This is a genomic window from Aedoeadaptatus nemausensis (assembly GCF_903819165.1).
Taxonomy (GTDB): Bacteria; Bacillota; Clostridia; order Tissierellales; family Peptoniphilaceae; genus Aedoeadaptatus; species Aedoeadaptatus nemausensis.
The window spans coordinates 224,760-237,794 of the sequence record NZ_CAIJCS010000014.1; the positions used below are offsets into that span (position 1 = coordinate 224,760).

Annotated in this window: 14 protein-coding genes; all 14 read right to left on the reverse strand. The window is 44.8% G+C overall.

The features are described from left to right. Positions 1-27: 27 nt before the first annotated feature. A complete protein-coding gene (gene guaB, locus PEPTYR26121_RS02310; RefSeq protein ID WP_180498818.1) occupies positions 28-1,485 on the reverse strand; it encodes an IMP dehydrogenase in 1,458 nt (485 codons plus the stop codon). 69 nt (positions 1,486-1,554) lie between these two features. Continuing rightward, positions 1,555-2,730 carry a CdaR family protein gene (locus tag PEPTYR26121_RS02315; RefSeq protein ID WP_180498820.1) on the reverse strand — a complete coding sequence of 392 codons (1,176 nt, stop codon included), beginning with the start codon at positions 2,728-2,730 and terminating at the stop codon, positions 1,555-1,557. Then, positions 2,723-3,523: a diadenylate cyclase CdaA gene (cdaA, locus tag PEPTYR26121_RS02320; protein ID WP_180498822.1), complete on the reverse strand. Its 801-nt coding sequence runs from the start codon at positions 3,521-3,523 to the stop codon at positions 2,723-2,725. Before cdaA ends, PEPTYR26121_RS02315 begins: the two co-directional genes overlap by 8 nt. Next, entirely contained in the window at positions 3,507-4,079 is a 573-nt protein-coding gene (locus PEPTYR26121_RS02325; protein ID WP_180498824.1) for a DUF5317 family protein, read from the reverse strand. The genes cdaA and PEPTYR26121_RS02325 overlap by 17 nt, the downstream gene beginning before the upstream one ends. 49 nt (positions 4,080-4,128) lie before the next feature. Beyond that, positions 4,129-6,222 carry a bifunctional 4-hydroxy-3-methylbut-2-enyl diphosphate reductase/30S ribosomal protein S1 gene (locus tag PEPTYR26121_RS02330; RefSeq protein ID WP_246285872.1) on the reverse strand — a complete coding sequence of 698 codons (2,094 nt, stop codon included), beginning with the start codon at positions 6,220-6,222 and terminating at the stop codon, positions 4,129-4,131. Then, complete coding sequence (locus PEPTYR26121_RS02335; RefSeq protein ID WP_180498826.1) at positions 6,185-6,772, reverse strand: lysophospholipid acyltransferase family protein; 588 nt, start codon at positions 6,770-6,772, stop codon at positions 6,185-6,187. Before PEPTYR26121_RS02335 ends, PEPTYR26121_RS02330 begins: the two co-directional genes overlap by 38 nt. Further along, positions 6,762-7,418, reverse strand: coding sequence for a (d)CMP kinase (cmk, locus tag PEPTYR26121_RS02340; RefSeq protein WP_180498828.1), 657 nt, complete (start codon positions 7,416-7,418; stop codon positions 6,762-6,764). The genes PEPTYR26121_RS02335 and cmk overlap by 11 nt, the downstream gene beginning before the upstream one ends. After that, the gene (locus PEPTYR26121_RS02345) at positions 7,415-8,629 is read right to left on the reverse strand and encodes a BaiN/RdsA family NAD(P)/FAD-dependent oxidoreductase (RefSeq protein WP_180498830.1); all 1,215 of its coding nucleotides are present in this window, start codon (positions 8,627-8,629) and stop codon (positions 7,415-7,417) included. Before PEPTYR26121_RS02345 ends, cmk begins: the two co-directional genes overlap by 4 nt. Continuing rightward, positions 8,630-9,187, reverse strand: a complete 558-nt coding sequence (gene mnmM, locus PEPTYR26121_RS02350) for a tRNA 5-(aminomethyl)-2-thiouridylate-methyltransferase MnmM (RefSeq protein WP_180498832.1) — start codon at positions 9,185-9,187, stop codon at positions 8,630-8,632. Then, positions 9,178-9,888 carry a pseudouridine synthase gene (locus tag PEPTYR26121_RS02355; protein WP_180498834.1) on the reverse strand — a complete coding sequence of 237 codons (711 nt, stop codon included), beginning with the start codon at positions 9,886-9,888 and terminating at the stop codon, positions 9,178-9,180. Before PEPTYR26121_RS02355 ends, mnmM begins: the two co-directional genes overlap by 10 nt. Continuing rightward, positions 9,885-10,409, reverse strand: coding sequence for an SMC-Scp complex subunit ScpB (gene scpB / locus PEPTYR26121_RS02360; protein ID WP_180498836.1), 525 nt, complete (start codon positions 10,407-10,409; stop codon positions 9,885-9,887). Before scpB ends, PEPTYR26121_RS02355 begins: the two co-directional genes overlap by 4 nt. After that, positions 10,399-11,130 carry a segregation and condensation protein A gene (locus PEPTYR26121_RS02365; RefSeq protein ID WP_180498838.1) on the reverse strand — a complete coding sequence of 244 codons (732 nt, stop codon included), beginning with the start codon at positions 11,128-11,130 and terminating at the stop codon, positions 10,399-10,401. The genes scpB and PEPTYR26121_RS02365 overlap by 11 nt, the downstream gene beginning before the upstream one ends. Continuing rightward, positions 11,130-11,735, reverse strand: coding sequence for a site-2 protease family protein (locus PEPTYR26121_RS02370; RefSeq protein ID WP_180498840.1), 606 nt, complete (start codon positions 11,733-11,735; stop codon positions 11,130-11,132). Before PEPTYR26121_RS02370 ends, PEPTYR26121_RS02365 begins: the two co-directional genes overlap by 1 nt. Continuing rightward, positions 11,725-13,035 carry a thymidine phosphorylase gene (locus PEPTYR26121_RS02375; RefSeq protein WP_180498842.1) on the reverse strand — a complete coding sequence of 437 codons (1,311 nt, stop codon included), beginning with the start codon at positions 13,033-13,035 and terminating at the stop codon, positions 11,725-11,727. Before PEPTYR26121_RS02375 ends, PEPTYR26121_RS02370 begins: the two co-directional genes overlap by 11 nt.

The following is a 13,035-nucleotide window of genomic DNA, read 5'->3' on the forward strand; positions in this document are numbered from 1 at the left end:
GTTTCTACAGAAGCGGCCTTTTTTTGCCTATTTGCGAGAACCGATATAGTTCGGACTTTCGCGTGTAATGGTAATATTGTGAGGATGGTTTTCTTGTAAAGTTGCCGGCGTAATTTTCATGTATTCGGTCTTGGTCTTGAGCTCGTGAATATCTTTCGCACCTACATAGCCCATACCGCTCTTTAAACCGCCCACTAGTTGATAAACGACGTCGCCGACTTTTCCCTTGTAGGGAATTCGACCTTCAACACCTTCGGGAACGTATTTCTTCGTTTCCGATTGGAAATAACGATCGCTGGAACCACTGCTCATGGCGCCTAAGGAGCCCATACCCCGGTAAGTTTTAAAGCGACGTCCTTCTACATAAATTTCTTCCCCGGGACTTTCGTCGGTACCGGCAAACATGGAGCCCATCATGACCACGTCGGAGCCTGCGGCAATGGCCTTTGTAACATCGCCGGAGTATTTAATACCGCCGTCGCCGATAATGGGAATACCTTTCTCTTGACCGGCTTTGGAGCAGTTTAAGATAGCCGTTACTTGAGGTACACCGATACCCGTTACGACGCGCGTAGTACAAATAGAACCGGGTCCGATACCGACTTTGACACAGTCTGCACCGGCGTCGATAAGATCCATGGTTCCTTGGTAAGTCGCCACATTCCCCGCCACTAATTGAAGATCGGGGAAGGCTTTTTTAATTTCACGAATGGTTTTTAAAACCCCTGCCGATTGGCCGTGAGCGGTGTCGATAACGAAAAGGTCCGTTCCCGCAGCTACGAGAGCTTCTACCCGATCATAAACATCGTGGGTAACGCCGATCGCGGCGCCTACTAGAAGTCTGCCCCCGGCATCTCTTGCAGAATTCGGGTATTGAATAGCTTTTTCGATATCTTTAATCGTAATAAGACCTTTTAAATAATGCTGATCGTCGATTAAAGGAAGTTTTTCGATTTTATATTCCTTCATGACTTTTAAAGCATCGTCCATGGAAATACCTTCGTGACCTGTAACGAGGTTTTCGCAGGTCATGACATCGGCAATTTTTTTAGAGAGATCATCTTCAAAGCGAATATCGCGATTGGTAATAATGCCTTCTAAAATACCTTTATCGTCGACGATGGGTACGCCGCTGATTCGATAATGGCTCATCAACTCCAGAGCATCCTTAATAACATGCTCCTTGGAAAGGGAAAATGGATCGGTAATAACGCCGTGTTCGCTTCTCTTTACACGATCTACTTCTTTTACCTGATCTTCTAAAGGCATGCTCTTATGGATAATACCGATGCCACCTTCACGTGCCATGGCAATGGCCATTTGTGATTCCGTAACCGTATCCATACCCGCACTCATAAGCGGAATATTTAATTCGATTTGGTTGGTGATTTTCGTTTTTAAACTTACTTCATTCGGTAAAACTTCGGAATAGCCCGGCATAAGCAGGATATCGTCAAATGTTAAACCGTCTCCTAAATATTTCATCAGTACCTCCTTGCACTCCTCATTTTAAGATAAAGGTTATTTTAGCAAAACTTCGGGATTGTATCAAGGTTACCGGCTCAATTGCCGCGGAAGAATTTGAATAATTTCAAGCCCTTTCGGTCCTTTCGCCGTAAGCTTACCGTTGCCGTCGATCGTTACGGTCAGATCTTCCGCATTAATAGAATCCACCAAACTTTGTTCGCCATAGACGTCCACTGTAATATGACTCGGCATTTTAAATTTTTTCCCGCCTAAATCGATGGACTTCGGATCAATTTCTAAGCTCCGTTTGGCCGTTTCATTTTTCATATAGCGCAGGAATATTGATTCATCGGGATTGACTAAGTGAACTCCGTCGGGAAGATCCAGTGTTAAGGGTAGAGTATATTCGGTCATCAGCTCTCTCGGATTTACCGGATTGGTCTTAACACTTTCTACCTTATCGATCTGCTCGCCCTCTCCTGTAATCAAAATACTGGTCGGCGTCAAAATGGCGCGTTCTCGTTTGAACTCTTCGACATTTTCGTCTGTGTATTCCACATTAATGGGAACGCTCAATGCCTTTGAGATGACGGCTTGGGCGCTTACACTGTTAGGTGAAATATCCACATTGGATACGACATTTTTGCTTTGATCTATTGGAAAAAGTTCTACAGTAGACACCACCGTATCCTTTGCTCCGTCAACGGCAACATAACCTACGACGGACTGCACCTTGTCCACATCACGCTTGGGTCCACTGACGGTTACTTTTTCGGGGCTGACGCTAATCCGATCGATTACATAGTTGTCATCGGGCTTGCCCTTACTCTTAACAGTAACGGTCTTTTCCTCTTTTACAATTTCATCTACCGATACGGTTATGGCTTTAGGATTTGAACGTTCGATCGTTAGACTTTCGTCGCTTAAACGGTAGTGAATGGGCAGTCGTTGAGAACCCGGCTGAATATCTTCAAGATCCACATAAGCGGAAATATCTTCTTCTTTTAAACCTAAAATGGCGCTTCTTTTGCCGCTGATCACAATATTAGTCGTGTAATCGTCGTGTTTTAAAAGTTCTAAACCGGCTTCGCGCATCGTGGATTGATTACGGAGTTCTACCGGGACATTGGTAAAGTCTTTTTTAATGGTCGGATCGATTTCTGTTATGATAAAAAACCATAATAAAATGGCGATCACCAACGAAAAAATCTTTGCGAGGGTGTTTCGATTATTCGCCATGAAATTCAAGTAGCGTTCACGCATTTTCTACCTCGCTTTTCGATTCGTTGGGGAAATAAATATCGCGCAGTAATTGCTCCAGCGTCGCCAAGTCTAAGTGACGATTAATACCACCATACTCCGCGATGGAGATCGAGCCCGTCTCTTCACTGACAATAATGGCGAAAGCATCACTTTTTTCACTTATGCCTATGGCGGCTCTATGGCGAGTTCCCAGTTCCTTCGATAAACCTTTTTGCTCCGTCAAGGGCAGAAAACAAGCTGCCGATACGATCTGGTCACCGTTTACGATGACGGCCCCGTCGTGTAGTGGCGTATTGGGGATAAAAATATTTATGAGAAGAGCCGAGGAGAGCTCGCCGTAGATCGGCGTCCCCGTCTCGATGATCTCGTTCAGCCCTGTCTGGCGTTCGATAACGATCAAAGCCCCAATTTTTTGTCGCGATAACGATGCTACACCGCTTACAATTTCATTTATCGTCGATTCGTCGCGCTTGCTGGAATAAATTAAGCCTTTTTTTAAGGAACTGTTTCTCCCGATAAACTCGAGACCTCGACGAATCTCCGGCTGAAAAACGATGAAGAGACCTAGGAATCCCCATGTCAACATACTTTTTAAAAGGTAGTTCAGCATATAGATCTGTAGAACCTCACTCACCTTAGTAAGTACCAATACGACGACGATACCTTTACTCAATTGTTCGGCGCGGGTTCCACGAATTAATTTTAAAAGCCAATAGATAATCACTGCGACAATGGCGATGTCGATAATATCTTGGATTCGCAGGATGGAAAGAGTTTCACTTATCCATTTCATTTAGATTGGCCCTCCTAAAAACATACGATACGGCACTGGCTACAAAAACGAAGATGCCGACGGCTATGAAACCATCGCCAAGACTCATGACCCGTGCCGAGGTCATGGGAGAAGAAAAAATAAATCGATCGCAGAGAAAGCGCACTCTTGTTCCCTCGTCAGCTAAAACATGTGTCAATGTCTTACCTCCGGCAATAAGAGAGCGAGCACGATCGTCGCCTATTTCTATAAGGCGTGACGGCTCGACGGGCATAGCTCCGTTTAATACGACAGGGAGGCTGTTTAACAACACACCTATCCCGACTAATCGGTAGCCCAAGTGCTTCCCTACTATAAAACCAAAACCTATGATCCCCAAGGAAACTCCGTGTATAGCGGAAAAGATTTTTAGAATTGAGGGAGAATTCGGCGCCAATTTTATGCTTATTATAAAGATAAGTGCGCCGATACCTGCAATGATTAAGTTTTTAAATGTCGGCAATGAAAGAAAAACCTTATTTTTCCATGAAAAAATAAGGCCCAACATCATACCGAGTATAATGGCTTCTTTCGTCATTGTTCACCTACAAAAAATGCGCTCTCCTCGGAAAGCGCATCTTACTTGTTTATTCTTCGTCTTGACTTTCTTCTGCTTCGGCTTCTAAATTGCCAAAGTTGATTAAATCGCCGATGGCCATGGAGAAGTTTTCTTCTTCAGGTTTAGCTTCTGCCGGAGCAAAGTCTTTACGACGAGGTTTTTTCTCTCTCTTCTTTTCTTGGCTAGCCTGTTCGTCTTCGCCGCCCGGTTGAAGAGCCTTCATAGATAGAGAGATTTTCTTATCGTCGAAGTTAATGTCGGTAACGCGAACATCGATTTCTTGACCGATTTCTAAAACGTCAGCCGGTTTTTCGACATGTTGTCTGGAGATTTGAGAAACGTGAAGTAATCCGTCAACGCCGGATTCGAGGCGAACAAACGCACCGAAGTCCAAGATGTTAACGACAGTACCTTTAACGTCGTCGCCTACTTGTACAGTTTCAACAAAGGTATCCCAAGGTTTTTGGGTCGTTTGTTTTAAACCGAGGGCGATGCGGTTCTTTTCTTCATCGATCTTAAGAACCAAAACTTTTACATTTTCGCCGGGGCTTACAACATCGCTGGGATGTTTTACGCGGTTCCAGGATAATTCGGAAATATGAATTAATCCGTCTACGCCGCCTACATCGACGAAAGCACCGAAGTTTGTAAGTCTTTGAACGGTACCCTCAACGAATTGACCTTCTTCGAGAGTTTTATAAACTTCTTTACGCTTTTCTTCGATTTCGGTAGCTTCCACGTTTTTACGGGAAAGTACGAATTTTCTTCTGCTCTTGTCGAAGTCGATGATTTCGCATTCCAAATCTTGATCTACATATTTGCTCAAGTCTCTTTGGAAACGAACCGATGCGTGAGATGCGGGGATAAAGCCGTTGAGGCCATCTACATCACAAGTTAAACCGCCCTTGACGACATTAGTAACGTGCGCCATAACGCGTTCTTCGTTTTCAAATTTTTCTTCCATCTCATCCCAAACTTTCATGTTTTCAACACGTTTGTAGGATAAGACGACATTACCGTCTCCATCGTCCATTTTCATGACGTAAACCTGAATTTCGTCACCTTGGTTGAAAAGTTCTTCAGGTTTAACATCGGGATCGTTGGACAATTCATCTCTGGAGATAATACCGTCTGCACGGTAGCCGATGTTTACCATGACCTCATCATCGGTTACATACAAAACTTCGCCACTGACAATTTCACCGCGACGTACACGTGTGAAAGAGTTCTCAATGGCCTCCATCATTTCATTGTTCATTTCGTCCCTATTTAAGTTATCCATTCTACTAACAGCCTCCTTGATTACCGAATCCGGAGTGGATGCTCCGGCGGTAATACCAATTTTATTAAATTTTTTAAATGGACGTAGATCGAGTTGATTTATGGTTTGAATATGGTAAACGTGATCGCAATGATCTTCCGCTATCTTAGCGAGTTTTTTCGTATTAGCACTATTCTTACCACCTATAACGAGCATACAATCCACATTTTGAGCCAACATGCGACAGGCATCCTGACGGTCGTTTGTGGCTTTACATATGGTATTATACCTTAAAATCTCGCCTGTGAAAACACCTTTTAGCCTTTCTTCCACCTTATCGACGATTTTCTTCGGATTTGTGGTCTGTGAAACCATGGCAATCTTCTTTTCGTCCTGAAGTGGAAGATTCTCTACGTCCTCTTCGTCCTTTACAATGAAAATATTATCGCCGTAACTGGCGATGCCTTTTATTTCCGGATGATCTTTCTCCCCTACAATAACGACGGGAACCCCCTCTTCATTGTTTTCCCAAACGATATCGTAAATTCTAGAAACAAAGGGGCAGGTCGTATCGATTACGCGATTGCTCTTTCCTTCGAGAGCTTCTTTCAGCTCTTTCGTCGTTCCGTGACTTCTCGTAATCACCGTCACTCCACTTGGAAGATCGTCCTCTTCAATCACTTCAACGCCGAGATCTTTCAACTCCCGGTTCACGTCTGCGTTGTGAACGAGTTCGCCGATCATCTTTACATTTTCACTTTCCCTCGCCGTCGTAAAGGCTAAATCCACGGCGCGCTTGACGCCGCCGCAAAACCCGTAAACATCACTGAGAATGATCTCCAATGCTCTGTCTCCCTTCATATATTGTTTCCATAATCCATTCCATTTTTTGATCATACTCGGCTTCTGTAAGCTTTTGTTTTGCAAATGGAATAGTCTCTCTAAAAATATAGCGGCGCCTGCGGAAAAGTTTATAATCCCCTTCAATGTAAACCGGAATTATATCCGTGCCCGTTCTTGCAGCCAGAAGGACCGTTCCGGATTTAGCCGCTTTATAGTCCACGGTCTTTACCCGCGTTCCTTCGGGAAAAATCCCCAATACTTCTCCCCCTTTAATCACGCGCATGGCTTGCAGTGTGCTCTTGGCATCTCCGCTGTCTCGATCGACTGAAATAGCGTCGACACCTTTCATAATATGTTTAATGAACGGAGTTTCGAAGAGTTCCTTTTTAGCCATCCAGCGTATTTTCCGCGGAAATAAGATGGAGAGTATCAGAGGATCCAAATTACTTTTATGATTGGCAACGAGTATATAGGCCTTATCCTCGATGGCCGGCATATTGACGACCTCATAAGGATAGAAGATGCGCATAAAAAAACCGATGAAATATTTTAAAAAATTATAAAGCATTTACACGCACCACATAACCCATCATCTTTTCAATAACCTCGTCTTCTTCAAGATTTGTAGAGTCGATGACGATCGCATCTTCCGCCTGCTTTAAAGGAGCTATTTCTCGTGTTCTGTCGCGAAGATCACGTCTATGAATGTCTTCTCGTATGGTTTTTAGGTCCACGTCTTCGCCCAATTCTTTTCGCTGCAAATAACGCCTTCTCGCCCGCTCCCCCTCGCTTGCGGTTAAAAAGAATTTAATTTCCGCATCGGGCAAAATAACCGTTCCGATATCCCTGCCTTCCATAACTGTGCTGCCTTTATCCGCTAAGCGTCTTTGCAGTTGAAGCAAATACTCTCGAACGGCAGGATCTTTTGAAAGCTCCGAGGTCTTCTGTGAAATAGCTTCCGTTCGAATGGCATCTCCTAAAGGGGAGCCGTCGAGGGTTACCATGCCGTTTTCATAGCCGATAGACACCTCATCGCAGGCTTGCAAAATCTCATCGATTGCATCTGTCCGTGCAATTTCAGTCGCTATATAGGCGATGGTACGGTAAAGGGAGCCGGTGTCGATATATTCGTAGTTCAGACGATGGGCCAAGGCCTTTGCTATTGCCGATTTGCCTGCGCCCGACGGTCCGTCGATAGCGATTTTTAAACTCATTCTTCCTCCTTTGATGCGCTCATACCTGCTAGATGGCCGGTCGAAAATGCGATCTGTAAATTATATCCTCCCGTGGGTCCATCTACGTCGATAACTTCCCCGCAAAAATAAAGTCCGCTGACTATGCGGCTTTCCATTGTAGATGGATTCAGTTCCGAAACATCGACCCCCCCTGTTGTGACGATGCCCGTATTCTCGTCGAAGAGGCCTCGGTAGGTCAGCGGAAAATGCTTAAAACTTTCAACTAAATTCTTCCGCATTTCCACCGTTAGTTGATGGGCAGGCATGGAGGGTTCTATTGTCGAAAGAAATAATAACGGTTCCACAAGTGATTTCGGTGCGAGGTTTTTTAATATCGTGTGCATTTCCTTATTACTGTTTTCATTCACTTCGCGGATCAATCGCTCACTCAGTTTTTCTCTACTGAGAGCGGGCTTAATATCGATCCAAAGGTCGACGTGTTTATTTCTATTAATTCTGGAAGACAGGCTTAAGACGATGGGACCGCTCACTCCGTAATGGGTTATAAGCATTTCCCCGAATTCACTATATTCTCCATCTTCCGTATGGGCATAGAGCTCCACATTTTTCAACGATAATCCTTGAAGGGACTCTCTAAAGGGAATATCCGCCCTTAATCCGACGAGCCCCGCCATGGGCTTTATCACATTCATACCGAACTCTTTTGCCCACCGATAGCCGTCTCCTGTGGAGCCTGTGTTTTTGTAAGTTATACCTCCCGTAGAGACGATGACTTTATCTCCGTTAAACGGTCCTCTATCGGTTTGAACGCAAAACTTGCCTCCGGTTTTCTTAACATTTAAAACCTTGGTATTGTATCGGATTTCTACCTTTCGCTCCAGCAGTTCTCTTTCAAGGCGTCGAATAACATCCGACGATTTATCACTTACGGGGAAAACGCGTTGCCCTCGTTCCACTTTTAAAGGCACGCCACCTGATTCAAAGAAATATTGAAGACCGTAGCTCGTTAAACTATAGTACGAAGAATACATAAAGCGTCCGTTACGATGAAGCGAGTCGAAAAACAGCTCATCTTCTCCGTCATTGCATAAATTGCATCGACCCTTCCCTGTAATAAAAAGTTTCTTCCCGAGTTTTTCATTTTGCTCGATAAGTAATACTTTGTCGTCTTCAGCTCCTCGAATGGCCGCCATCATGCCGGCAGGCCCTCCTCCGATTACAATGATCATCTAAAACCTCTCTATACCGATCCAATAAGGCGGCTCTTTTTGTTGGTTAGGGAATTTCAACTCCGCTACGCGGTACTCCCTTTGGTTTAATTCTTTGCAAAACTCCACTAAGCCGTCGCTTTCTATGGCCCCTTCTTCGTGACCCGGATAGACACATATACTTAACAGCCCATGCTTTTTCATAGATTTTATAATGACTTCTATGGTTTTCTTTGTCGTTTCCCATTCCGTCGTTTTTTTCTTGTCCCCTTTCGGCAAATAGCCCAGGTTCATTAAAAACACGTCGACTTTCGGGATCTCCACATAGTCCCCAATCCGCTCGTGACTGTCGCAGATGAGTTCCACATTATTAGCCCTATGTTCTTCTAATCGCTTTTTCGTGGATTCGATGGCAACTTCCTGAACATCTATGGAAATTACTTGCCCCGCACGTTCGGCTAAAAAAAGAGTGTCGTGTCCGTTTCCCGCCGTCAGATCTACCGCAAGGGAATTCTTGTTTAAGAGACCCTCCGCTATGAAATGGGACCAACGCACGGCATTACCGGGAATTACTTCCATGACTTGAGCATCCTGATTTCTTTTTCGCGAAGGGGTCGATAATCCCCTTTACCCAATCCCTTAATACTTAAAGGACCGAAGGCGATTCTCTCCAGCTGAATGACTTCATATCCTAAGGATTCAAACATACGACGAATTTGTCGATTGCGTCCTTCTCGAATCGTACATTCCAAGCGAGTCTTTTTATTTCGATGTTCCAGTATTTTAAATTCGCCCGGCGCCGTCATGCCGTCATTTAAATTCACACCCGCAGAGAGTGCCTGTGCATCTTCTTCTGTGACAAGGCCGGTAACCGTTACTTTATATGTCTTTTCGATTTCATATTTCGGGTGTAGCAAGCGCTCTGTCAGCTCGCCGTCGTCGGTTAATAAAATAAGCCCTGAAGAATCCATATCCAGTCGCCCTACGGGATAGAGTCTGGCACGAATATTGGGGGCCAGAAGATCTAATACCGTTTGGCGATCTTTATTATCTTTTGCAGACGATACGATCCCTCTGGGTTTGTTCATGAGAATATAAGTGTTCCGCCTGACGGGGCGTATTCTTTTACCGTCGACCGTTACTCGATCCCCTTCTTCAACTATATATCCCTGGGTATCGATAATTTCGCCATTAACCTTCACGCGGCCCTGCGCTATGATCTCCTCACATTTTCGTCGACTGGCGACGCCTGCATGGGCCATGTATTTTTGAAGTCTCATTCCGTCTCCTCTTCATTTTCCTCTTCTTCTAAAACCGGCAGATCATCTAAACCCGATAAACCAAATTTTTTAAGAAACAATTCTGTCGTACCGTATACTTTCGGCCGTCCGGGAATATCGCGTCTACCTAGAACAGTAATGAGATCCGTTCGTTCCAAACTTTTTAAAACCTGATCGCAGCGCACTCCCCGAATATCCTCGATATCTGACTTCAGTACCGGCTGTTTATAGGCCACGATGGAAAGCGTCTCGAGAGCTGCATTGGAAAGATTTTTCGATTGATTTCGCTTCGCATAAGCGGCAATTTCCTCAAAAAGTTCGGGTTTAGTGGAGAGTTGGTAACTATCCTCGACGACAACTAATCTGAGACCTCTGTCTTCTTTCTTTAAGTCCTCACTGAATTCCGTTAAAAGATTTCGTACCTCGAGGGCCGTTAAATCTAAAGCTTGGCGTATATCTTTTTCACTCAAAGGTTCTCCCCACGCAAAAAGTAGGGCTTCTAATTGTGCTTTAGGATGCATAAGATATTTCCCTTTTCGACAAAATAATATCCCTTCCCTTTTGTTTACAGAAAATACTCTGGTCTTTTATAAGCTCCAGAATAGTTAGGAATATTGTGACGATTTCAATTCGACTTTCCGCCTCGCCTACCATGGCGAGAAAGCTCGGTTCCTCCCATTGATTAAAGGCCCACTGAATTTTTTCTCGAGCCTGTTGGAAACTATATTCTGCAGAGGAGATTTTTTCCAAGGAACGCTTAGCTTCTTCGTGGATCTTAAACTGAACCATAGCCTCGCGAAAGGCTTTCGTTAAATCCTCAAGACTGCCGTCATTAATCAAATCCTGCTCCGAAAAATCAGTGAAGTCCTCCTGCTTCTTATAGATAGCACCGTCTTCATAGGCTGCCATTTCTTCTAAGAGCTCACTCAACGCCTTCATGCGCTGATACTCCACTATTCTTTCTACGAGATCGTCACGGGGATCTTCTTCCTCTTCCTCCTCATCGACAGGCCGTTCAGGTAAGAGCATTCGACTTTTAATAGCGAGTAAATAACTCGCCATGGACAAGAAATCGACGACGGAATCTATTACGGGCCCGGTCATAGTGTCGATATAGTGGAGAAAGTCATCCACTAAAATATGAATTTGAATATCGTAAATATCCATTTCTCTTTTCTTAATAAGCTCCAAGAGAACCTCCATGGGCCCGGAAAAGGAACCGTAGACAATTTCAAAATCCATTAGACTAAAAATGCTCCAATCCTTACAAATAAATTCGCCAAGCCGTAAACGGCAGGACCGATAACGCGGGAGATAAATCCGCTGACCACACCGAAAAACAAGATCCAATAGAAATATTTTTCATATCTGTAGAATTTAAACTCCAAATCACTAGGCAGCAGAGAGGCCAATACCTTTGAGCCGTCGAGAGGCGGAAGAGGCACGAGATTGAACACGCCGAGCATGGTATTGTACCAAAGGAACTGATAGAAAAATTCGCTTATGACGAAATTATGCTTCGACGTCCAAACGAGTAAAATTCCCGCAATAAGTGCAAAAATAAAGTTTACCGTTACCCCGGCAAGGGATACTAAAATCGTGCCTCGTTTTCTATTTTTGTAATATCCGGGATTAATGGGAACAGCCTTAGCCCATCCGAAGCGAAAGACGATCATAAAGAGTAAGCCCACAGGATCGATATGATCCAGGGGGTTAAGACTCAGACGTCCGTCGCGCTTTGCCGTGTCATCGCCCAATAAATAAGATACATAGCCGTGGCCTATTTCGTGTCCCACGATGGCGATGATAAGGGCCGGAATAGACCAAAGATAGACACTATAATCCATGATAGACCTCATCCATTATAAGGGGCTCTACATGAACCGCTTCGGAAGAAATCTTCACGATCTTTTCCATACGCTCGCCACCTTCTTTCAAGGCGTCAGGTTTTGCACTGTAAAGAGTCGCCAAAACATCGCCCTCACTTACCTCATCCCCTACTTTTTTATGAAGATAAACGCCCGCCGCCATGTCCAACTTGTCTTCCATGGTAATACGGCCCGCACCGAGATCTCTCGCTAAAATCCCAACATCGTGTGCCGGAATAGCTTGAACGAAACCGGAAAATTTCGCCTTTACATCCAGTGTATGCTCGGCCTTCGGTAGAATGGACGGATCTTCGACGACGCGCCCGTCCCCACCCTGGTTCTCTACGAAACGTTTAAATTGCTCGAGTGCCTTTCCGTCATCGATTAGCGCACGAACGTCGCTTTCGATTCGCTTCGGATCGCCGTCGCAAGTCATCGCTATTAATCGCACGGCAAGGGCGATGCAAAGCTCCGTCAAATCTTCCGGACCTTCTCCTCGCAGGGTATCGATGGCTTCCTGGATTTCGAGGCCGTTGCCTACGGCATTTCCTAAGGGTTGATCCATGCGGGTCAACATGGCTACTGTTTTTCTTCCGAAGTTTTCGCCGATAGAAACCATAGTTTCCGCTAATTTAAGGGCATTCTCCCTGTCTCGCATAAAGGCTCCGTCACCTACTTTTACATCGAGGAGTAAGCAATCGCCATGAATGGCCAGCTTTTTACTCATAATGCTCGATGCAATTAAGGGAATGGCATCTACCGTCGCAGTTGCATCTCGTAAAGCGTAGAGCTTTTTATCCGCCGGCGTAATATTTGCCGTCTGTCCTGCAACGGCCATCCCCACATTGTTGGTGGCATCTACAATTTCGTCCACGGAAAGATCCACGTGGAGTCCGGGAATAGCTTCCAGCTTATCCAGTGTTCCTCCCGTATGACCAAGTCCTCGACCGCTCATTTTACCGAATGGCAAGCCGTATGCGGAAAGGATGGGTCCTAAAATAAGAGTAGTGGTGTCGCCGACGCCGCCTGTGGAATGTTTATCCACAATAGTTCCCTTGATAGATGATAGATCCACCGTATCGCCGGAATCGATCATGGCACCCGTTAGAGCGTTGATCTCTTCATCGCTCATGCCTTTAAAATATATCGCCATCAAGAGAGCACTCATTTGATAGTCTTTAATAACACCTTTTACATAATCATTTATTGTGTCTTTTATTTCGTCAGCAGAGAGCGAACGACCGTGTTTTTTCTTTTCAATAACTTCCAATACACTCAT

Bases quoted from the DNA above. Each gene is read 5' to 3' on its own strand.
- scpB (WP_180498836.1), bottom strand. From the start codon at position 10,409: ATGCATCCTAAAGCACAATTAGAAGCCCTACTTTTTGCGTGGGGAGAA.
- guaB (WP_180498818.1), bottom strand. From the start codon at position 1,485: ATGAAATATTTAGGAGACGGTTTAACATTTGACGATATCCTGCTTATG.
- PEPTYR26121_RS02370 (WP_180498840.1), bottom strand. From the start codon at position 11,735: ATGGATTATAGTGTCTATCTTTGGTCTATTCCGGCCCTTATCATCGCC.
- PEPTYR26121_RS02330 (WP_246285872.1), bottom strand. From the start codon at position 6,222: ATGAAGGGAGACAGAGCATTGGAGATCATTCTCAGTGATGTTTACGGG.
- PEPTYR26121_RS02315 (WP_180498820.1), bottom strand. From the start codon at position 2,730: ATGCGTGAACGCTACTTGAATTTCATGGCGAATAATCGAAACACCCTC.
- PEPTYR26121_RS02335 (WP_180498826.1), bottom strand. From the start codon at position 6,772: ATGCTTTATAATTTTTTAAAATATTTCATCGGTTTTTTTATGCGCATC.
- cmk (WP_180498828.1), bottom strand. From the start codon at position 7,418: ATGAGTTTAAAAATCGCTATCGACGGACCGTCGGGCGCAGGCAAATCG.
- PEPTYR26121_RS02375 (WP_180498842.1), bottom strand. From the start codon at position 13,035: ATGAGTGTATTGGAAGTTATTGAAAAGAAAAAACACGGTCGTTCGCTC.
- mnmM (WP_180498832.1), bottom strand. From the start codon at position 9,187: ATGGAAGTAATTCCCGGTAATGCCGTGCGTTGGTCCCATTTCATAGCG.
- PEPTYR26121_RS02345 (WP_180498830.1), bottom strand. From the start codon at position 8,629: ATGATCATTGTAATCGGAGGAGGGCCTGCCGGCATGATGGCGGCCATT.
- PEPTYR26121_RS02325 (WP_180498824.1), bottom strand. From the start codon at position 4,079: ATGACGAAAGAAGCCATTATACTCGGTATGATGTTGGGCCTTATTTTT.
- PEPTYR26121_RS02355 (WP_180498834.1), bottom strand. From the start codon at position 9,888: ATGAGACTTCAAAAATACATGGCCCATGCAGGCGTCGCCAGTCGACGA.
- cdaA (WP_180498822.1), bottom strand. From the start codon at position 3,523: ATGAAATGGATAAGTGAAACTCTTTCCATCCTGCGAATCCAAGATATT.
- PEPTYR26121_RS02365 (WP_180498838.1), bottom strand. From the start codon at position 11,130: ATGGATTTTGAAATTGTCTACGGTTCCTTTTCCGGGCCCATGGAGGTT.